Raw genomic sequence first — 18,772 nt, 5'->3', positions numbered from 1 at the left:
TACGCGTCTTTAATCGCGGCTCACTAGGGTTCCGATGCGGTTCGGGGTTGGGCCGCGCCATCGGCCAGGACGGCCGTTGTTGCGTTCGCGTTGGAGTCTCCCATGGATATCATGACGAGCATCGGGCTCGTGGCGGGCATTGTCGTCATCGCGACGATGATGCTGCTGGGCGGCGATCTCCACATGTTCATTTCCGAGCATGCGATGATCATCATCTTCGGCGGCTCGACCGCTGCGACCATGATCCGCTTTCCGCTCTCGACGCTGATCCACGGCCTGCCGCTCGGCGCCAAGTTTGCCTTCACGATGAGCCGTCTGTCGGCGCACGATCTGGTCGACGAGCTCGCCCGCATCGCCGAGATCGCCCGCAAGCAGGGGCCGGTGGGGCTGGAAAAAGTAGAGACCGACGAGCCGTTCCTGGCCAAGGGCATCCGCTACGTCGCCGACGGCTACGACCTCGATTTCATTCGCGACAATCTCGAGCGCGACCGCGACAATTTCCTGATGCATCTGGACGAAGGCAGCAAGATCTACCGCGCGATCGGCGACTGCGCGCCGGCCTTCGGCATGGTCGGCACGCTGATCGGCATGGTGCAGATGTTCGCAAACATGACCGACCCGTCAAAGCTCGGCCCGTTCATGGCGACCGCGCTGCTCGCCACTCTCTACGGCGCGCTGGTCGCCAACCTGTTCTGTATCCCGATCGCCGACAAGCTGCATGGCAAGCTCCTGGACGAAGAGACCAACCGCACGCTGATCATCGACGGCATCCTGATGATCCGCGATTCCAAGAGCCCGACGCTGGTCCGGGAAATGCTGCTGGCCTATCTGCCCGAGAAGCACCGCCACGCCGAAGGCGAGCCGGTGCCGGCCTGAGGCCGCGCGTCGGGGTTTGAGATATGGCCAAGAAGAAGCGCGGCGATTCACACGGAGGCGGTCACGGCTGGTTCGTGACCTTCGCCGACCTGATGGGCCTGATGATGAGCTTCTTCGTGATGCTCGTCGCGTTTTCGACCCAGGATGCCAACAAGCTGAAGGTCGTCGCGGGCTCCATGCGCGACGCCTTCGGTGTCCAGACCGAAGCGCGCTATTCCGGCATAGTCGAGTCCGACGGGCTGCCGACCCGCCCTCGGCTGAAGAACGTCGATCACATTCAGCCTGAGGACTCCTCCAATACGCCGACGCCGGACCAGGAGGATCGTGACCGCACGTCGGGCGCGAAGATCAAGGTCGACCGCAATTTTGCACTGGCGGCGGCCTCGCTGCGCCAGGCGCTGCAGGACATGCCGGAACTGACCGAGATGTCCAAGCACATCATGTTCGAGGAGACCAAGCAGGGCCTCAACCTCGAGATCGTGGACCAGGACGGCCGCTCGATGTTCGCCGACGGCTCCAAAGTGCCCTATGACCGCACCCGGCGCCTGATCGAGAAGCTCGCTGTCCCGCTCAAGGCGACGCCGCTGCGCGTCTCCATCGCCGGCCACACCGCGGCTGGGTTCGTGCCGACCCGCAGCGACTACGGCGCCTTCGACCTGTCGGCCGACCGCGCCAATGCCGTGCGTCAGATTCTCGAACGCGAGGGCCTGCCGGGCGCCCATGTCTTTGCCGTCTCCGGCAAGGCGGACACCCAGCCGCTGTTTCCGGACGATCCCTCGCTCGCGGCCAACCGGCGGGTGACCATCACCCTGATGCGCGAAGATCCGCCGCTGCCGCCGAATCTGAAGCCGTAGGGCGCATTCGAGCGAAGTGGACCCCGTTTCGTGCGAAGAAAGCACGACAAAACAAGGATGTAGAGCCAATCCCCCTTCAGTCGGGGACGGAAAGTCTCAGGGCTCTTGTGCCACCGTCTTACCTGAGGCATGTCGTCGCGTGGGCGGCGACCGTTGCTGTGCCGTCACAGCATCCGCCCCGGCGCCTGCTATGGTGATGTGCCAATTGACAGGCGCGCCGGAACCGTCAAAAGGCGCCGGATCAATTCTCGGGCAGAAGCGTTCCAGTTTCATATGACGGCGAGCATCACATCGACCGAAGCTCCGGACGGGCCGGTCACCTCGGGTTTCTGGGGCCTGACGCTCGGGAGCATCGGCGTTGTCTTCGGCGACATCGGCACCTCGCCGCTCTACGCATTCCACGAGGCCGTCAGGGGCGCGGCCCACGGTCAGCCGGTCTCGCGGGTCATGGTGCTCGGCGTGCTCTCGCTGATCCTCTGGGCGCTGCTGATCGTCGTCACCGCCAAATACGTGCTGCTGTTGCTGCGCGCCGACAACAACGGGGAGGGCGGCACGCTTTCCCTCATGGCGCTCGGCCAGCGCGCGCTCGGGCGGCGGAGCTGGTTCCTGATGGCGCTCGGCGTCGTCGGCGCCTCCATGTTCATCGGCGATTCCATGATCACGCCGGCGATCTCGGTGCTGTCGGCGGTCGAGGGTCTGAAGCTCGCAACGCCCGCCTTCGAGCACTATGTCGTTCCCCTGACCGTTCTCATCCTGGCGCTGCTGTTCGCGGTCCAGAGCAAGGGGACGGCGCTGGTCGCCTCGGCCTTCGGGCCGGTGATGGTCGTCTGGTTCACCGTTCTTGCCGTGTTGGGCGCCATTCACATCGCCGACGATCCGTCGGTGCTGGCAGCGATCAATCCCTATTACGCGCTGCAATTCCTGCTGTCGCACGGCACGATCGGCCTGGTGACGCTGGGCGCGGTGTTCCTCGCGGTGACCGGCGGTGAGGCGCTCTACGCAGATCTGGGCCATTTCGGCCGCAAGCCGATCCAGTCGGCCTGGATGTTCTTCGTGCTGCCCTCGCTCCTGATCAACTATTTCGGGCAGGGCGCGCTGGTGCTGTCGGATCCCAGCGCGATCGAGCACTCTTTCTATCGCATGGTACCCGAGCATTTCGTGCTGCCGCTGGTCGGGCTTGCGACCGCGGCGACGGTGATCGCAAGCCAGGCGGTGATCACAGGGGCCTATTCTCTGGTCTATCAGGCTGTGCAGCTCGGTCTCCTGCCGCGCTTCGAGGTGCGCTTCACCTCGGAAACCCATGCCGGCCAGATCTATCTGCCGCGTGTAAACCGGCTGCTCCTGATCGGTGTGATGCTGCTGGTGCTGTTGTTCCACACCCCCAGCAATCTGGCTTCGGCCTACGGCATTGCGGTTTCCACCACCATGGTCGCCGACGGCATCATGGGCTTCATCGTGATCTGGAAATTGTGGAACTGGCGCGCCGCGACGGCCGCAGCCGTGATCCTGCCCTTCGTCGTGGTCGACATCAGCTTCTTCAGCGCGAACCTTCTGAAGCTGCTCGAAGGCGCCTGGGTGCCGCTGCTGTTCGGCGTGATCATGGCCGGGACAATCTGGACCTGGCGGCGAGGGTCGGGGATCCTGATCCAGAAAACGCGCCGCATCGAGGTGCCGCTGGACGATCTGATCCGGAGCCTGGAGAAGCGGCCGCCGCACATCGTCAAGGGCACCGCGGTGTTCCTGACCAGCGATCCCTCCTTCGTGCCGACTGCGCTGCTGCACAATCTCAAGCACAACAAGGTGCTGCATGAGCACAACGTGGTCCTGACCATCGAGACCGCGCATACGCCGCGGGTCGATCTGTCGGAGCGTTTCCGGATGGAGAAGATCAGCGACAAGTTCTTCAAGGTCCGCCTGCGCTTCGGCTACATGGAGCAGCCGAACGTGCCCAAGGCGCTTGCGATCGCGCGCAAGCAGGGCTGGCAGTTCGACATCATGTCGACCTCGTTCTTCGTGTCGCGGCGCTCGCTGAAGGCTTCGGCGCAGTCCGGCATGCCGCTCTGGCAGGACCATTTGTTCATCGCGCTGAGCCGGTCCGCCAACGACGCCACCGACTATTTCCAGATTCCCACCGGACGGGTGGTTGAAGTCGGAACCCAGGTCACCATCTAAACCGCGATTGGCAGAGATATGCGAAATTGCATGTCTAAGGCCCAAAATCGGGCTAGGCTATGCCGGCAGCGCAGGACTATAAGCCGCGCGCTCCCCCGCCGTTGTGCAGTGAAGCATTTTTAGAGGCCATCAGGCTCTCCCATGACAAGTGACGTAGCGATTTCCGCCCCGGAAACGGCGGCGGCCAATGGGCATGGGGATGCCCACACCACCGCCGGTTTCGGTGCGCTGACACTCGGCAGCATCGGCGTCGTCTACGGTGACATCGGCACCAGCCCGCTCTACGCGTTCCGCGAGGCGGTGATGGCGGCTTCTGGCGCGGAGGGGTTGCCGACGCCGGCGGCGGTGCTCGGCGTGCTCTCCCTGATCCTGTGGGCGCTCATCGTCGTGGTGACGCTCAAATACGTCGTGATCCTGCTCCGCGCGGACAACAACGGCGAGGGCGGCACGCTGGCGCTGATGGCGCTGGCCCAGCGCGCAGTCGGCACCCGCGGAACAACCATCGTCATGCTCGGCATCATTTCCGGCGCCCTGTTCTACGGCGACGCCGTGATCACGCCGGCGCTCTCGGTGCTGTCGGCGATCGAAGGCATGAAGGACATCACGCTGCACTTCGAGCCCTACATCGTACCGCTGACCGTGATCATCCTGGTCGGTCTGTTTGCCGTGCAGTCCCGCGGCACCGCGCGCGTCGCCGCCTTCTTCGGCCCGATCATGTGCGTCTGGTTCGCGGTGATCGCGATCGCGGCGATCCACCCGATCATCCAGCAGCCGCAGGTGCTGCTCGCACTGAACCCGCTCTATGCCGTGTCCTTCATGATCCACCACGGCATCATCGGCTTCGTGACGCTCGGCGCTGTGTTCCTGGCGGTCACCGGTGCCGAGGCGCTCTATGCCGACCTCGGCCATTTCGGCAAGCGGCCGATCCAGACCGCCTGGCTGTTCATCGTGCTGCCGTCGCTGGCATTGAACTATCTGGGGCAGGGTGCCCTCGTGCTCGGCGACCCCGGCGCGATCGTGAGCCCGTTCTTCCAGCTCTTTCCGCAAGGTTTTTTCCGCGGCTGCATGGTCGTGCTGGCGACCGCCGCAACTGTTATCGCGAGCCAGGCGGTCATCACCGGTGCCTATTCGCTGACGCGTCAGGCGATCCAGCTCGGTCTGTTGCCGCGCTTTGAAATTCGCCATACGTCCGAAGCCCATTCCGGCCAGATCTTCATCCCGCGCATCAACCAGCTCCTGCTGGTCGCGGTGGTCCTGCTGGTGCTCTTGTTCCGCTCCTCCAGCGCGCTGGCCTCGGCCTACGGCATCTCCGTTACCGGGACCATGGTGGTCACGGCGTTGATGGGCTTCGTGGTGATCTGGAAGGTCTGGCGGTGGTCGCCGTTCACGGCTGCCGCCCTGATCGCGCCGTTCCTGTTCCTCGACCTCACCTTCCTCGCCGCCAATCTGCTCAAGGTGTTCGAGGGCGGCTGGGTGCCGCTGGCGCTCGGCGCACTCATGATCATCCTGATGTACACGTGGCGGCGCGGCAGCCGGCTGCTGTTCGAGAAGTCGCGCAAGCTCGAATTCCCGCTCGCCGACCTCGTGGCCATGCTGGAGAAGCGGCCGCCGCAGCGCGTGCCCGGCACCGCCGTGTTCCTGACCAGCGATCCCCTCAGCGCCCCGACCGCCTTGATGCATAGTTTGAAGCACTACAAGGTGCTGCACGAGAAGAACGTCATTCTGACCATCGAGACCGCGCAGACCCCGCGCATCGATCCGGCCGAGCGGGTGAAGCTGGAGCAGATCTCGCCGACCTTCTCCAAGGTGACGCTGAAGTTCGGCTTCATGGAATCGCCCAACGTGCCGAAGGCGCTGGCGATCGCCCGCAAGCTCGGCTGGCAGTTCGACATCATGTCGACCTCGTTCTTCCTGTCGCGGAGGGCGCTCAAGCCGGCCGCCCATTCCGGCATGCCGCGCTGGCAGGACCGGCTGTTCATCTCGCTCAGCCGTTCCGCCAACGACGCCACCGACTATTTCCAGATCCCCTCCGGCCGCGTCGTCGAGGTCGGCACCCAGGTCACTATCTAAAGTGATGATCTGATCCTCCGTTGAAGGTCGCGCTTCAAGTCGCTGCGATTTAGCTTTAACTTGCGCAAGGCAGCTCAAGCCTTTGTAGCGCTTGATTTTCACCGGCCGAGAGGCGAGGTTGCCGGCCGCCGGGATCGCCCCGGCAGCGGCCCGCGACGTTGGAGGATGATGTGGCAAATCAAGTACAGGATCTGACCCCGGACGAGGTCTCCGAGGGTGTCGCGGAAGGGCGCTACCTCCTCGTCGACGTCCGCGAGCCGAACGAGGTCGAGGCTGAGGCCTATCCTTACGGCGTGGTCGTGCCGCTCTCGACTTTCGATCCCAAAGCGATCCCCGATCCGGAGGGTAAGGAGGTCGTGTTCGCCTGCCGCTCGGGCAAGCGTTCGGTGACGGCCTCGCTGGCGGCGCAGGCCGCGGGCCTGCCTTACGACAAGCATCTGGCCGGCGGCATGCTGGGCTGGAAGGCGGCGGGTCTTCCCAGCAAGGTCGGCGGTTGACCCCGCCGATGTCCAAGAGCTCGTCCCTCAACAAGGTCTTCGCGGACCTTCCCGTCACCATCTTCGAGGCAATGTCCCAGGCGGCGCGCGACAATGCCGCCATCAATCTTGGCCAGGGCTTTCCCGACGATCCCGGGCCTGAGGACATCCGCCGCGCCGCGGCCGAGGCCTCGCTGAACGGCTACAACCAGTATCCGTCGATGATGGGTCTGCCGGAACTGCGCCAGGCGATCGCGACCCATTACGGCCACTGGCACGGCCTCGAGCTCGATCCGATGAGCGAGGTGATGGTGACCTCCGGCGGCACCGAGGCCCTGACCTCGGCCATCCTCGCCGTGGTCCAGCCCGGTGACGAGGTGGTGTGCTTCCAGCCGGTGTACGATTCCTACCTGCCGATCATCCGCCAGGCCGGCGGCATTCCGCGCCTGGTCCGCCTCGAGCCGCCGCACTGGCGGCTGAATGAGGACATGCTGAAAAGCGTCTTCAATTCAAAGACCAAGGCGGTGCTCTTCAACAATCCTCTGAATCCGTCCGCGGTGGTGTTTCCGCGCGAGGACCTCGAGCTGTTGGCGCGCTACTGCCAGGAGTTCGACGTCATCGCGATCTGCGACGAGGTCTGGGAGCACGTCACCTTCGACGAGCACAAGCATATCCCGCTGATCACCATCCCCGGCATGCGGGACCGCACCATCAAGGTCGGCTCGGCCGGCAAGATCTTCTCGCTGACGGGTTGGAAGATCGGCTTCGTCTGCGCCGCGCCGCCGTTGCTGCGCGTTGCCGCCAAGGTGCACCAGTTCCTGACCTTCACCACCGCGCCGAACCTCCAGGCCGCCGTTGCCTACGGCCTTGGCAAGCCGGACGAGTATTTCCTGTCGATGCGCAAGGACCTGGCGCGGAGCAGGGACCGCCTCGCCAAGGGACTGGAGAGCCTCGGCTTCCCGGTGCTGAAATCACAGGGCACCTACTTCCTCACCGTCGACCTGTCCCCGCTCGGGCTGAACGAGAGCGACACAGATTTCTGCTGGCGGATCGTGAAGGACTACAAGGTCGCGGCAATCCCGGTGTCGGCGTTCTACGAGCAGGACCCCGTGACCTCGGTGGTGCGCTTCTGCTTTGCCAAGAAGGACGAGACGCTCGACACCGCGCTGGAGCGGCTGTCGGACGCGGTGCGCGGGCGCAAGAGGTAGGGGAGATGACGAACGTCAGCCGCTTTGGTTTTGGCCTCGCGATCGCCACCGCGCTGACGTTGCTCTCCGCCCCCGCAGGGGCCGAGGAGCGCGTCGTCAACTTCTACAACTGGTCGAACTACGTGGCGCCCGACGTCCTCGAGGCCTTCACCAAGGAGACCGGCATCAAGGTGGTCTACGACACTTTTGACGCCAACGAGACCCTGGAGACGCGCCTGATGGCCGGCAAGTCCGGCTATGACGTCGTGGTGCCCACCGCCTATTTCCTCCAGCGCCAGATCAAGGCCAACATCTTCCAGAAGCTCGACAAGTCGAAGCTGCCGAACCTGGCCAATGCCTGGCCGGTGGTGACCGAACGTCTCGCGATCTACGACCCCGGCAATGTCTACGCCGCCAATTACATGTGGGGCACGACGGGCATCGGCTACAACGTCGCCAAGCTGAAGCAGATTCTCGGAGCGGATGCGAAGATCGAGAGCTGGGACATCGTGTTCAAGCCGGAGAACCTCGCGAAATTCAAAGACTGCGGCGTCCACATGCTGGATTCCGCCGACGACATCTTTCCGGCGGCGTTGAATTATCTCGGGCTCGATCCGAACTCGACCAAGCAGGCCGACCTCGACAAGGCCGCCGATGTCGTCGCCAAGGTGCGGCCCTCCGTGCGCAAGTTTCATTCGTCCGAATATCTAAGCGCGCTTGCCACCGGCGAGATCTGCTTCGTGGTCGGCTGGTCCGGCGACATCATGCAGGCCCGCGCCCGCGCTGCCGAAGCCAAAAGCGGCATCGAGATCGGCTACGCCATCCCGAAGGAGGGCGCGCAGATGTTCTTCGACAATCTCGCAATCCCGGCGGATGCGAGGAACGTTAGGGAAGCCTACGAGCTGATCAACTATCTCTACCGTCCGGACGTGGCCGCCAAGAACACGGACTTCCTGTCCTACGCCAACGGCAACCTCGCCAGCCAGAAGCTGGTCGACCCGAAGATCCTGAACGACAAGAATATCTATCCGGACGAGGCGACGCTCGCAAAATTGTTCGTCATCACGGCGCGCGATCCGGCGACCCAGCGGGTTATCAACCGGCTGTGGACGAAGGTGAAGACGGGAAGGTAATCGCGCCCGTCATTGCGAGGAGCGAAGCGACGAAGTAATCCAGAATCTGTCCGCAGAGGGATTCTACGGCGGACAAGTCGCTCGCAACGACGGAACAAGATCACCGCCACCTTCGGTGCAGCCACAGCCACTGCTCGGGATGCTCGCGGACCCAGCCTTCCACTACGCTCGTGACCGCCTGCGTGGTGCCCTGGATGTCGATCTTGCCGTCGGCGTCGCGCACCGGCTGGACCTCTTCGGTGATCTCGGCGGTGAAGCGGCCGCCGGGCAGGCGGATGACGCGAACGCCGTGGATCGGGCATTCGACCTGGCGCAACAGGCGCGCCAGCATCGGATTGGCGCGGGTCTTGCGGCCGAAGAAGGTGACCTCGACGCCGCCGGTCAGATACTGGTCGATCAGCATCGCGACGTGCTTGCCGTCCTTGAGCGCCTGCGCGAGCCGCAGCGGCGCGTCGCGCCCCGCCGGGATCAGCGTACCCATGTTGACCTGGCGCATCTCCTGGATGATGCGGTCGGCGGAGGCGATATTCGGGCGGCGGTAGAGGATCGCCGCATCGAGCCCGTGTGCGACGGCGGCGAGCGCCGGCAATTCCCAATTGGCCAGATGCGCGGCGAAGATCAACGCCGGCTTGCCGTCGTCGCGGATGCCGTCGAACAGCTCGATGCTGCGCCTGGGCAATTCGATTCGACTGTTTTCCGGATGATCGCGGTCGTAATCCCAGACGTGGTCCATATGGGCGAATTCGGCGCCGACGCGACCGAGATTGTCCCAGACGCCCATCAGGATGGATTCGATTTCCTCGGGCGACTTGTCCGGAAACGCCGCGGTGAGATTGGCGCGGCCGATGCGGTGCTCGCGCAGGCGCGGGCCGATCAGTTTGGTGACGCGTGCGAAAAAGTCCGAGGTCTTGGCCGGATCGAAATATCGCGTGGTGCGCAACATGCCGACGGTGGCAGCGCCGATCAGGCCTCCACCGATCGACTTGGCCGTCTCCCGCGCGCGGGCCTTCGTCCTCGCAGGAAGCAGCGCCATGCGTCCGGTCAGGCCGGTTCGCGGGTCAGGATCAGCGAGGCGTTCTGGCCGCCGAAGCCGAACGAGTTCGACATCACTGCGGTGACGCGGGCATCGCGTGCCTTGTTGCCGACGACGTCGAACAGGATCGTGGGATCCGGATTGTCGTAGTTGATCGTCGGCGGGATGCGCTGATGCTCCAGCGTCAGCAGCGAGAAGATCGCCTCGACCGCGCCGGCGGCCGAGATGGTGTGGCCGACCATCGACTTGTTGGAGGTGACCGGGATCTTCGAGACGAGATCGCCGAATACGGCCGACGTCGTATTGTATTCCATCTTGTCGTTCTCGGGCGTCGCGGTGCCGTGCGCGTTGATGTGGTCGATCTGGTCCGGCGTCATGCCGGCATCGGCCAGCGTCTTGTTCATGCAGCCGATGATCGGCTTGCCGTCGGGCGAGGAGCGGGTGCGATGGAAGGAATCGGTGAGCTCGCCGCAGCCGGCGATCACGCCGAGGATTTTTGCGCCGCGCGCGGTGGCGGCTTCATAGCTTTCGAGCACCAGCGCACCGGCGCCTTCGGCCATGACAAAACCGTCGCGGTTCTTGGAGAAGGGACGGGAGGCCGCCTGCGGCGGGTCGTTCTGGGTCGACAGCGCCGAGAGCAGCGAGAAGCGCACCAGCGCCTCCGGGTTCACGGTGCCGTCGGTCGCCACGCACAGCGCGGCATCGGTCTCGCCGCGGCGGATCGCCTCGACGCCGAGCTGGATCGAGGTCGCGCCCGAAGCGCAGGCCGTCGACAACGAGATCGGCGAACCCTTGGTGCCGAAGGTCTCCGCGAGGTAGGCCGCGACCGAACCGAACATGAAGCGGTGGTGATAGGCGCTGTACTTGCCGCCGCCGGAGATGCGCAGCAGATCGTCGTAATTGAAGTCGGGCTTACCGACGGCGCGGCCGAGCTCGCGGCGCTGCGGCCATTCGACCTCGACAGGTGCGACCGCAAGGAAGAGAGGACCCGGGAAATCCGCCTTGGCGCCGATGCCGGCCTGGTCCAGCGCCTCCTGCGTCACCAGTTCGGCCATCCGCTCGGACAGGCCGGTGGAGGAGAACGGATCGACGCTGACGAAATCCACCGTGCCGGCCATCGTGGTTTTCAGGCCGTCGACCGGAAAGCGCGTGATGGTGCGGATGCCGGATTCGCCGGCGACGAGCTTCGCCCAATTGTCGGTCTTGCCGTTGCCGAGCGAGGTCATGATTCCCATGCCGGTGACGACGACGACGGGACGCCCGAGTTTGTCGCGTGGTGCAGTCATGTCGATCCCCGCTTGAGCTGGAGCATGATCCGAAAAAGCGTGACGCGGTTTTTCGAGAAGATCATGCCCAAACAATAACCTGCCGAAGCGCAACGCGCTTTAGCTTACTGCCTCGACCAGCGCCATGCCTTCGCCGCGCCAGTGTCCGGCCCCCACCACCACAATCTGGGTGGGCGCTCCCTGCATTTCAATCTCGGTGCCCGTGGAATCGTTCGGCGGAAACAGCGCGCCGCGCGAGATCGACAGTGCGGCGAGTGCGATGCCGAGCGGGAATTGCGTCTCCATGGTGTGGCCGAACATCGTACCGGTCGAGCGCACCGGGAACTCGGCGTGGCCCTTCAGGAAGCCGCGCTCTTCCGATGTCGCCGGCTCCGCGCCGGTCGCACCGGATATGATCGCGCCCTTGCCGTCGCGCTTCGGCAACTTCGCCCAAAGCTTCTCCAGCGTCGCGGCCATGTCGCCGGGGGTCTTGCGGCGGGCAAGGTCGGCAACGACGCTCGACAGCTTCGCGAATGGCTTTGCGCCGCGCGCTTCCGCATGCGCCTTCGATTCCAGCACCAGGAACGCGCCAGCCGAGCCGAGCGCGAAGCCGGCGTGGTCCTTGCGCGCCCACACGGGTGCGAACTTGTCCTTGAGATTGAAGTCGCCGAATTCGTACAGGACCATCAGGTCCTTGCGCTCGCCATTGTGCGAGCCGCCGATCAACGCGATGTCGCTCTCGCCGGAGGCGATGCGCGACAATGCTATGCGGGCGGCATCGGCGCCGGCAACCTCTTCACCCATGAAAGTGCGCGAGGTGCCGCCGATGCCGTGCACGATGGCGATGTTGCCGGCGAGCAGGTTGGAGAGCTGGGCCAGGAAAAGCGTCGGCCTGAGATCGCTCATCAGCCGCTCGTTGAGGAAACCGGGCGCGTTGGCGCCCTTGGCCTCGGCCGTGAGCACGCCGGTGTCGACGTTGAGATCGCGCTCGCCGCCACCGGCGGCGACCACCATGTCGATCTTCGACAGGATGTCCTTGTTGCCCTTGATCCCGGCGGAGTCGAGCGCAAGCCCGGCCGCATAGGTGCCGATGCGCTGCCAGGCTTCCATCTGGCGCTGGTCGCCCTTCTTCGGAATCTGGCTGTCGAAGGTAACAGGCATCAGGGGGTGCACGATGTAGGGCGCAAACCCCTTCTCGTCGACATTGATGCGCTTCTCCTGAAGCGCGGCCCAGTTGGCGTCCAGGCCCTCTCCGAGCGAGGTGGCCAGGCCAATGCCGGTGATCCAGACTTCCGTCTGGGCGGGCTTCGAAGCAGTCTCGGTCATGGCGATACGGCCTGTTGCGGAAAGCCGACGCGTTTGGCGACCGCGTCCATGTGGGCGCGCATATCCGCATGGGGAAAGGGAATCTGCGTGAAGGTCAGCGTCGAATTCGCGCGCAGCTTGCCGCCGACCTTGATCTTGGCTTCGGTCACGGCGTAGCCCGAGCCCTGATGGGCCAGGCTCGCCTCGATGCTCATGAGATCGCCGGGGAAGACCGAGCCGCGGACCTTGGCCTCCTTGACGGCAGCCAGGATCGGCATGCGCTCGAATTTGAGCACGCCAAGCTGAAGCCAGCCGGAGGCCTGCGCCATCGATTCGATCAGGAGCACGCCGGGCATCAGGGGATAGCCCGGGAAGTGCCCCTCGAAGATGGTGCTCTCCATCGGGACCTGAGCCTCGACGACAATCGTCTTCGCGTCGACGTTGAGGTCGACGACGCGATCTATCATGTGGAAGTATTCGAGTTGCATGACCGCGCGCTTAGGCGCTCGCGCCCTTGGCCGCAACCAGTTCGTCAATGCGGGCGCACAGGTTTTTCAGCACGAAATACTGCTCGGTGGTCGCTTTGCCGTCGTTGACCTCCTGGGTCCACTTTTCCAGCGGCAGCTTGATACCGAATTGCTTGTCGATCGCGAACGCGATGTCCAGGAAATCGAGGCTGTCGATGCCGAGGTCATCGATGGCATGGCTATCCGGCGTGATCGTGTCGCGCGGGATGTCGCAGGTTTCAGCGATGATCGTAGCGACCTGATCGAATGTGGAGGACATCACTAAGCCTTTGATAGATTGCGGATATTTTTCAGATTGTCCAGAGTGGAACGGTGGGTGGGCATCGCGCCCCGATGACGCCCTCAACCCCCCTCTGGCCGGGTCGAGAGCCCGTATATCGGAGCGTCGCCCTGAGTTCAATGGAGCCGGCGGGTGTGGGGACAGGACTAAGGACGCCCCGGCTGAGCCGTTTCCGCCGAAGGACCGTCGGCGCGCCTCGCCAGACGTCTTCCTTAGATGTGCGGCGTCGTGATCTTGACGCAGTCACGGCGGCCCATCAGCACGCAATCCTGGGTCCGGCGCAGGTCGGCGATGCTCACCGCGAGCCAGATCCCGATCGCGGTCAGTGCGATGGTGAAGGCCAGCGCCGCGATGTTGGCGAGCATGCGATGGCGGAAATCGTCCGGTTCAGTGCGGGGCTGCTCGTAGCGCGACAGGTCGAGCGGCTCGGGCGCGACGCGCAATTGCTGCACGCTAGCGTTGCCGCGGTAGCCCGTCGGGGAAGGCGAGGTGCGCGGCCTGAACTGGAGCACCCGGTGCTCGTCATCCGAGCTTATGGGCCGCCGGTTTGTCATGGTGCAGAGATCACTCCGAAGCAGCGATTTTAGATAGCATACGTGGTGAACGCGTTGCAGAAAATCTTCTCAACGCGCACGTGCATTGCGCGTTCGCACTATCCTGCAGGGCTGCGAACGTATGACCGCGGAACCGCGGTCGTGCCGGGCATGCAGAAGGGTGCGATGCAATAATCTCCGCCGGGCCGAATGCGTTTTGCCGACGCGATGCCCATGGCATAGTCGAGGGAACCTGACCACGCAGCTGCAACCATGTTAAGGGCCTTTCGACCATGACCAATACGCGCGAACCGAGAGTGCATCCGGTGTCGATCCTGTCGCTGCGGCCGACGCAGATGACGGTCGGGATGCGCGAGGTCAAGGAGAAGCGCAAGCGCTGGCGCGAGCACGACAAGAAGAAGCAGGCCGATCTGCTCGGCAAGCATATGATCCCCGTCGTGCATGGCCCCGACGAGCGCTATTACGTGATCGACCATCATCATCTCGGTCGCGCGCTGCACGACGAGGGCGTCAAGGAGGTGCTGGTCACCATCGTCGGCGACCTCAGGATGGTCGAACGCGAAGCGTTCTGGGGCGTGATGGACAACAAGCGCTGGGTCTACCCCTACGACGCCAAGGGCGAACGGCGACCGTTCCGCGATTTGCCCAAATCCGTCGTCGATCTCAAGGACGATCCTTTCCGGAGCCTTGCCGGCGAGCTGCGCCGCATGGGCGGCTTCGCCAAGGACATAACCCCCTTCTCCGAATTCCTGTGGGCCGATTATCTGCGCCGAAAGCTGTCGCGCAAGGCCGTGGATGCCAATTTCGACAAGGCGCTCGAGAAGGCGATGTCCTCAGCCAAGAGCAAGGACGCGATCTATCTGCCCGGCTGGTGCGGTCCGGCTGACGATGACTAGGCGCAACGCTCGCGTCGGTCCGGCATGCGGTCCCGAAAAGCGGGCCTGATCACAGCCTCTTGAGCGAAACCATCTTTTGTCCGCGCGAAGCCGTGCTGAAACAAAGCCGTGCCATCTGTTGGAGTCGTCGAGCTCTCATAGGAGGCCGAAATGCGCCGTCTGGTTTTCGCCGTTGCCCTGCTCGTGGTCGCTTCAGCCGGGATATCGGCATCGTTTGCCGCAGTTCACCATGCCAAGACATTGACGTTCTCCGAGCGCTTTGCCCCGGCGCTCGAGTTGATGGCGAAGCGCTAGGACAGATTCACGCCGGTTCAACCAACGGCGTCGCGATCGATTTTGCGCAGCCGCACAAAGGCGGCCCAGGCTCGCGGATAATCCTCGTCCGTGGGATCGATCGTAAGTAGCGCGCGGCATGCCTCCTTGATCTCCTCAGGCGAAGGACGCTTGGCCGGAACGCCGGATGATTTGGCTTGCTCCCAGCGAGCCTCGATATCTGTTGCGAAAGCCAGGGCCTCGGCGCTCGTCCGCTTCTGCGCCGATTTCGCCAGCGGATGGTCCGAGGGGAAATTCGGCCATGCGGCCGGAGGCTGATCGACACGCCACGTCAGTTCATCTGCTTGTCGCGCCTCCACGCCCGTACTTGAATGCTGGGCTGCTGGTGCCCATCCAGCCCCTGCTGAGGCTGCCGAACCCGACGTGCCGGCCGATCTCCGCGCGTCCGCCGAACCTGGCGCGACTGCCGCTGTCTGTCCGGCCAGCTGGCCAAGCTGTTGTTCCATCGTTCCGCCGTTGGACTTGGGGATCATTTTTTCGACGGTCTTGATCATCGACAGCGCGCCTGGCGATATCAGTGAGTTCTGGTCGGCAATTTTGTCGTCGGCCGCGCCTGGGCAGGGCTTGTAAGCAGAGCGCTGCGACGTCATCCGGCCGTCGTCGTCGATACGGGCAAAATCGATCGCGACGGTGTAAACGAAGGCGGCCTCGACATACTGCCTCTCCTTGTCCATCGCCTTTACGGAGCCGCATACGTATTTTGCCTGGTCCGCATCGATCGTTCGCAGGCCGTTGAAGTGAGCTGAATTCGGCGCAACGAGGACCCGCAAGACGGCAGCTCGCGCCTTGCCATGCTCCGATTCGAACATGCTCCATATCTCGTTCGCGTTGATGATTTCGGGCTGATAGTTCCATGCGTATCCGGCGGCGAAGAATGCCGTGCCAATACATGTCGCAATAACAAATGCCCGCACGTTCATGAGCAGCCCCTCAACAGGCACGACTCATCCACGTCTCCGGTGATGGAAACTACGCAAGTTGTGCCAAAGCGTTTGTGCTAGTTGAGGGTGAGATTCTTAATTAAACGTGTGCGATTGCGAAAACGCAGAGTTCCCGTCAAACGGGAACTCATCCGCTGCATTTGTCGGCGACCCGTTTCTTTAGCGCTCGGCGGTCGGTCATTTCTTCGGCAGCCGTCCCATCAGATAGAATTCGTCATTCGGCCGCATGCCGGTGAAATTCGCCAGCCGGTTCGACAGTGCGAAGAAGGCGGAGATTGCGGCGATGTCCCAAATGTCGTCGTCGCTGAACCCATGCGGCGCGAGCGCGGTGAAATCGTCCTCGGAAATCCGCTGCGCATCGGCCGAGACCTTCATCGCGAAGTCGAGCATCGCCTTTTGCCGCGGCGCGATGTCGGCTTTGCGGTAGTTCGTGGCGATCTGGTCGGCGATCAGCGGGTTCTTGGCGCGGATGCGCAGGATCGCGCCGTGCGCAATCACGCAATACTGGCACTGATTGGCCGCCGAGGTCGCGACCACGATCATCTCGCGCTCGGCCTTGGTGAGGCCGCCGTCCTTCTCCATCAACGCGTCGTGGTAGGCGAAGAAGGCGCGGAACTCGTCCGGGCGGTAGGCCAGCGTCAAGAACACGTTCGGCACGAAGCCGCTTTTCTCCTGCACGGCGAGGAGACGCGTGCGGATGTCGTCAGGGAGCGCATCGAGAGCGGGAGCGGGGAAGCGTTGTGCGGCGGTTTTTGTCATTGGCTTGTTTTCCGGATCGGGGGCACCGAACATTAGTCGATGCTGGCGGTCGCCTCAACGTGCCACACACCCAGTGTCATCGCCCGATTTAATCGGGCGATCCAGTATTCCAGAGACAGCGATGGGATACGGAGAAGCCGCGGCGTACTGGATGCCCGCTTTCGCGGGCATGACGGCGGAGTTTGCCGAAGCGGTATCCGCCCCTTACCGCAGCGGCTTCTTCAGCAGCGAGAAGCGGTCCGGATCCAGCCCCATCGACGGTTGCAGCATCGGGGCCTCGACGTTGGAGAGCGTCTTCGCGGGCGGCGCCGAGAATACCGGATCGTTCGGCACGTCGCGCTGCGAGGTGGCACCGCGCCAGCGCTCGAGCACGGCGCCGACGAAATGCATGTCGTGACCGGAGGTGACCGAGGGCACGCTGCTGATCGTCGCTTCGCCGCGCGGCAATTGATGCGGCGGCACCTCCTTGAAGCGCAGCCGCGTCGGCAGCGCGACACCTTCGCCGAAGGCCAGCACTTCGCGGGTGCCGAGCGAGGGCACGAACGAGAGCAGATTCGCGGCCGCATCCGACACCGCGGCGCGCAGCAGCGCCTGGTCGCGCTCGTTGGCAAGGCGCATCGTGAACAGCGTGTTGCACTGGGAGATGATGGTGGCGTCGAGCTCGGCCGGACGCTGGGTGATGAGGCCGAGATAGACGCCGTATTTGCGGCCTTCCTTGGCGATGCGCGACACCGCCTTGCGAGTCGGCCCGAAGCCGACATTGCGATCGGCGGAGGCGTAGCGGTGAGCCTCTTCGCAGACGAACAGCATCGGTGAAACGCCGTCGCTCCACAGGCCGAAGTCGAAGGCCATGCGGCAAAGCACCGAGACGACGGAATCGATGACCTCGGCCGGGAAGCCGGCGAGCTGCATCACCGTCATCGGTTTGCCGTTGGCCGGCAGGCGGAACAGGTGACTGATCACCTCGGCCATGGTGTCACCACCGACATTGGCGTTGTCGAACATGAAGGCGTAGCGCGGGTCGTTGCGGACCGCCTCGATGCGGGAGATCAGCTTGTGATAGATGATGCGCGAGGAGCGGTTCTCGAGCTTGCCCATGCGCTCGTCGATCAGCGACATCAGATCGACCAGGCGATAGGGCACCGGCGTATCGACGGTGTAGCCGATCTGCTTGGGATCGATGCGCTTCAGGCCGATGCGGTCGGTGTTCTGATATTGGGTGTAGACGCCCTTGGCGAGCGGAATCACCTCGGCGAGGACGTCGAGTTCCTCGGGCACGCCGGCGCGGCCGCCGAACAGCACGTCGACGATTTCCTCGAAATTGAACAGCCAGAACGGCAGTTTCAGATTGCGCGGGTTGAGCACCAGCGCGCGGTCGCCGAAACAGCGGCCATATTCGTTGTGCACGTCGAGCAGGAAGATGCGCAGGTTCGGGCGCGCCTTGAGGATCTCGTTGAGCAGCAGCGACACACCGGTCGATTTGCCGACGCCGGTCGATCCCAGCACCGCGAAGTGCTTGGAGAGCATTTCCTCGATGTCGACATAGGCGACGACGGAGCTGTCCTGCTGAAGGAAGCCGACATTGATCTGGTCGGAGCCGGTGGGCGCGTAGATCGTGCGCAGCTCCTGGCTCGTGATCAGGTCGACCGAATCACCGATGGTCGGATAGTTGGTGACGCCGCGCTGGAATTTGGCCTTGCCAGTCGCGTTGAGGATTTCGCCGAGCAGGTCGACCGAGGCGATGGCGATCAAATTGTCGTTGCTCGAGAGGTTCTCGCAGGACACCTCGGTGATCATCGCGACGATGACCGAGCTGGCGCAGCGAATACTGACGAAGCGGCCGACGGTTGCCCGCACTTCCGAGACCGGCATCCGGCTTTCAGCCAGCAGCCCGACCCGGGCGAGCGATCCGCGAACCGAAATCACGCGTCCAAAGGATGTCACAATGAATGAACCTGACAAGAGCAACGGGTTGCCCGGACTATGCACGGCCGTCGCTGGACAAACGGTTAAGCGGCAGGCGCCGGCGCTTCGTTAAATCCGCGACAATTCGGGTGCGAGGTTTGTTCCCAATGCATACTTGTGGGCAGAAACGGCGAGGAAATGCTGCT

18 protein-coding genes are annotated in these 18,772 nt (G+C 63.8%); 9 read left to right on the top strand and 9 right to left on the bottom strand.

Translation table 11 applies throughout. The features are described from left to right. Positions 1 to 102: 102 nt before the first annotated feature. The 7 genes from AC0L2J_RS09435 (at position 103) to AC0L2J_RS09405 (ending at position 8,768) form a co-directional block, all read left to right on the top strand. Positions 103 to 876: a motility protein A gene (locus tag AC0L2J_RS09435; RefSeq protein WP_007592499.1), complete on the top strand. Its 774-nt coding sequence runs from the start codon at positions 103 to 105 to the stop codon at positions 874 to 876. 23 nt (positions 877 to 899) lie between these two features. Beyond that, positions 900 to 1,730, top strand: coding sequence for an OmpA/MotB family protein (locus AC0L2J_RS09430; protein ID WP_007608835.1), 831 nt, complete (start codon positions 900 to 902; stop codon positions 1,728 to 1,730). 273 nt (positions 1,731 to 2,003) lie between these two features. Next, positions 2,004 to 3,902, top strand: a complete 1,899-nt coding sequence (locus tag AC0L2J_RS09425; protein WP_007608836.1) for a potassium transporter Kup — start codon at positions 2,004 to 2,006, stop codon at positions 3,900 to 3,902. A gap of 141 nt (positions 3,903 to 4,043) precedes the next feature. Next, positions 4,044 to 5,972 (top strand): potassium transporter Kup, encoded by a 1,929-nt coding sequence (locus AC0L2J_RS09420; protein ID WP_007608837.1) that lies wholly within the window; start codon positions 4,044 to 4,046, stop codon positions 5,970 to 5,972. A 170-nt stretch (positions 5,973 to 6,142) separates the two neighbouring features. Beyond that, a complete protein-coding gene (locus AC0L2J_RS09415) occupies positions 6,143 to 6,469 on the top strand; it encodes a rhodanese-like domain-containing protein (protein ID WP_473388968.1) in 327 nt (108 codons plus the stop codon). A gap of 8 nt (positions 6,470 to 6,477) precedes the next feature. Beyond that, on the top strand, positions 6,478 to 7,656 hold the full coding sequence (locus AC0L2J_RS09410) for an aminotransferase (RefSeq protein WP_063992863.1): 1,179 nt from the start codon (positions 6,478 to 6,480) through the stop codon (positions 7,654 to 7,656). Between the two features lie 5 nt (positions 7,657 to 7,661). Then, the gene (locus AC0L2J_RS09405; protein WP_473388967.1) at positions 7,662 to 8,768 is read left to right on the top strand and encodes a polyamine ABC transporter substrate-binding protein; all 1,107 of its coding nucleotides are present in this window, start codon (positions 7,662 to 7,664) and stop codon (positions 8,766 to 8,768) included. Positions 8,769 to 8,868: 100 nt separating this feature from the next. On the opposite strand, the gene AC0L2J_RS09400 is transcribed toward AC0L2J_RS09405, so the two are convergent. The 6 genes from AC0L2J_RS09400 to AC0L2J_RS09375 all read right to left on the bottom strand — a co-directional run bounded on the left by AC0L2J_RS09400 (position 8,869) and on the right by AC0L2J_RS09375 (position 13,732). Then, complete coding sequence (locus AC0L2J_RS09400; RefSeq protein ID WP_473388966.1) at positions 8,869 to 9,801, bottom strand: lipid A biosynthesis lauroyl acyltransferase; 933 nt, start codon at positions 9,799 to 9,801, stop codon at positions 8,869 to 8,871. Positions 9,802 to 9,809: 8 nt separating this feature from the next. Next, the gene (locus AC0L2J_RS09395) at positions 9,810 to 11,087 is read right to left on the bottom strand and encodes a beta-ketoacyl-ACP synthase (RefSeq protein WP_007608847.1); all 1,278 of its coding nucleotides are present in this window, start codon (positions 11,085 to 11,087) and stop codon (positions 9,810 to 9,812) included. A 99-nt stretch (positions 11,088 to 11,186) separates the two neighbouring features. Further along, a complete protein-coding gene (locus AC0L2J_RS09390) occupies positions 11,187 to 12,392 on the bottom strand; it encodes a beta-ketoacyl-ACP synthase (protein WP_007592478.1) in 1,206 nt (401 codons plus the stop codon). Continuing rightward, positions 12,389 to 12,859 carry a 3-hydroxyacyl-ACP dehydratase FabZ family protein gene (locus AC0L2J_RS09385; RefSeq protein WP_007608856.1) on the bottom strand — a complete coding sequence of 157 codons (471 nt, stop codon included), beginning with the start codon at positions 12,857 to 12,859 and terminating at the stop codon, positions 12,389 to 12,391. Before AC0L2J_RS09385 ends, AC0L2J_RS09390 begins: the two co-directional genes overlap by 4 nt. Before the next feature lie 10 nt (positions 12,860 to 12,869). Further along, positions 12,870 to 13,157: an acyl carrier protein gene (locus AC0L2J_RS09380; RefSeq protein ID WP_007592476.1), complete on the bottom strand. Its 288-nt coding sequence runs from the start codon at positions 13,155 to 13,157 to the stop codon at positions 12,870 to 12,872. Between the two features lie 233 nt (positions 13,158 to 13,390). Then, positions 13,391 to 13,732, bottom strand: a complete 342-nt coding sequence (locus AC0L2J_RS09375) for a hypothetical protein (RefSeq protein ID WP_063992859.1) — start codon at positions 13,730 to 13,732, stop codon at positions 13,391 to 13,393. A gap of 272 nt (positions 13,733 to 14,004) precedes the next feature. On the opposite strand from AC0L2J_RS09375, the gene AC0L2J_RS09370 reads away from it, so the two are divergent. Together AC0L2J_RS09370 and AC0L2J_RS09365 are read left to right on the top strand one after the other, a co-directional pair. Continuing rightward, a complete protein-coding gene (locus AC0L2J_RS09370; protein WP_007608860.1) occupies positions 14,005 to 14,628 on the top strand; it encodes a ParB-like protein in 624 nt (207 codons plus the stop codon). Positions 14,629 to 14,778: 150 nt separating this feature from the next. Beyond that, positions 14,779 to 14,922 (top strand): hypothetical protein, encoded by a 144-nt coding sequence (locus AC0L2J_RS09365; protein WP_007608861.1) that lies wholly within the window; start codon positions 14,779 to 14,781, stop codon positions 14,920 to 14,922. Between the two features lie 17 nt (positions 14,923 to 14,939). Here AC0L2J_RS09365 and AC0L2J_RS09360 read toward each other — a convergent pair whose 3' ends face one another. The 3 genes from AC0L2J_RS09360 to AC0L2J_RS09350 form a co-directional block, all read right to left on the bottom strand. Continuing rightward, a complete protein-coding gene (locus tag AC0L2J_RS09360; RefSeq protein ID WP_473388965.1) occupies positions 14,940 to 15,881 on the bottom strand; it encodes a hypothetical protein in 942 nt (313 codons plus the stop codon). Positions 15,882 to 16,079: 198 nt separating this feature from the next. Continuing rightward, positions 16,080 to 16,661 (bottom strand): peroxidase-related enzyme, encoded by a 582-nt coding sequence (locus AC0L2J_RS09355; protein ID WP_473388964.1) that lies wholly within the window; start codon positions 16,659 to 16,661, stop codon positions 16,080 to 16,082. A gap of 204 nt (positions 16,662 to 16,865) precedes the next feature. Beyond that, on the bottom strand, positions 16,866 to 18,605 hold the full coding sequence (locus AC0L2J_RS09350) for an ATP-binding protein (RefSeq protein WP_007608866.1): 1,740 nt from the start codon (positions 18,603 to 18,605) through the stop codon (positions 16,866 to 16,868). Positions 18,606 to 18,772 lie beyond the last annotated feature (167 nt).

The sequence above is a fragment of the Bradyrhizobium sp. MV1.5 genome, from assembly GCF_055807615.1.
Note: the sequence above shows the minus strand (reverse complement) of the source record. Positions and strands in the feature narration are given on the sequence as shown.

Excerpts from the sequence above, each read along its gene's own strand:
- AC0L2J_RS09435 (WP_007592499.1), top strand. The coding sequence starts at position 103 with ATGGATATCATGACGAGCATCGGGCTCGTGGCGGGCATTGTCGTCATC.
- AC0L2J_RS09430 (WP_007608835.1), top strand. The coding sequence starts at position 900 with ATGGCCAAGAAGAAGCGCGGCGATTCACACGGAGGCGGTCACGGCTGG.
- AC0L2J_RS09425 (WP_007608836.1), top strand. The coding sequence starts at position 2,004 with ATGACGGCGAGCATCACATCGACCGAAGCTCCGGACGGGCCGGTCACC.
- AC0L2J_RS09420 (WP_007608837.1), top strand. The coding sequence starts at position 4,044 with ATGACAAGTGACGTAGCGATTTCCGCCCCGGAAACGGCGGCGGCCAAT.
- AC0L2J_RS09410 (WP_063992863.1), top strand. The coding sequence starts at position 6,478 with ATGTCCAAGAGCTCGTCCCTCAACAAGGTCTTCGCGGACCTTCCCGTC.
- AC0L2J_RS09405 (WP_473388967.1), top strand. The coding sequence starts at position 7,662 with ATGACGAACGTCAGCCGCTTTGGTTTTGGCCTCGCGATCGCCACCGCG.
- AC0L2J_RS09400 (WP_473388966.1), bottom strand. The coding sequence starts at position 9,801 with ATGGCGCTGCTTCCTGCGAGGACGAAGGCCCGCGCGCGGGAGACGGCC.
- AC0L2J_RS09395 (WP_007608847.1), bottom strand. The coding sequence starts at position 11,087 with ATGACTGCACCACGCGACAAACTCGGGCGTCCCGTCGTCGTCGTCACC.
- AC0L2J_RS09390 (WP_007592478.1), bottom strand. The coding sequence starts at position 12,392 with ATGACCGAGACTGCTTCGAAGCCCGCCCAGACGGAAGTCTGGATCACC.
- AC0L2J_RS09385 (WP_007608856.1), bottom strand. The coding sequence starts at position 12,859 with ATGCAACTCGAATACTTCCACATGATAGATCGCGTCGTCGACCTCAAC.
- AC0L2J_RS09380 (WP_007592476.1), bottom strand. The coding sequence starts at position 13,157 with ATGTCCTCCACATTCGATCAGGTCGCTACGATCATCGCTGAAACCTGC.
- AC0L2J_RS09375 (WP_063992859.1), bottom strand. The coding sequence starts at position 13,732 with ATGACAAACCGGCGGCCCATAAGCTCGGATGACGAGCACCGGGTGCTC.
- AC0L2J_RS09370 (WP_007608860.1), top strand. The coding sequence starts at position 14,005 with ATGACCAATACGCGCGAACCGAGAGTGCATCCGGTGTCGATCCTGTCG.
- AC0L2J_RS09365 (WP_007608861.1), top strand. The coding sequence starts at position 14,779 with ATGCGCCGTCTGGTTTTCGCCGTTGCCCTGCTCGTGGTCGCTTCAGCC.
- AC0L2J_RS09360 (WP_473388965.1), bottom strand. The coding sequence starts at position 15,881 with ATGAACGTGCGGGCATTTGTTATTGCGACATGTATTGGCACGGCATTC.
- AC0L2J_RS09355 (WP_473388964.1), bottom strand. The coding sequence starts at position 16,661 with ATGACAAAAACCGCCGCACAACGCTTCCCCGCTCCCGCTCTCGATGCG.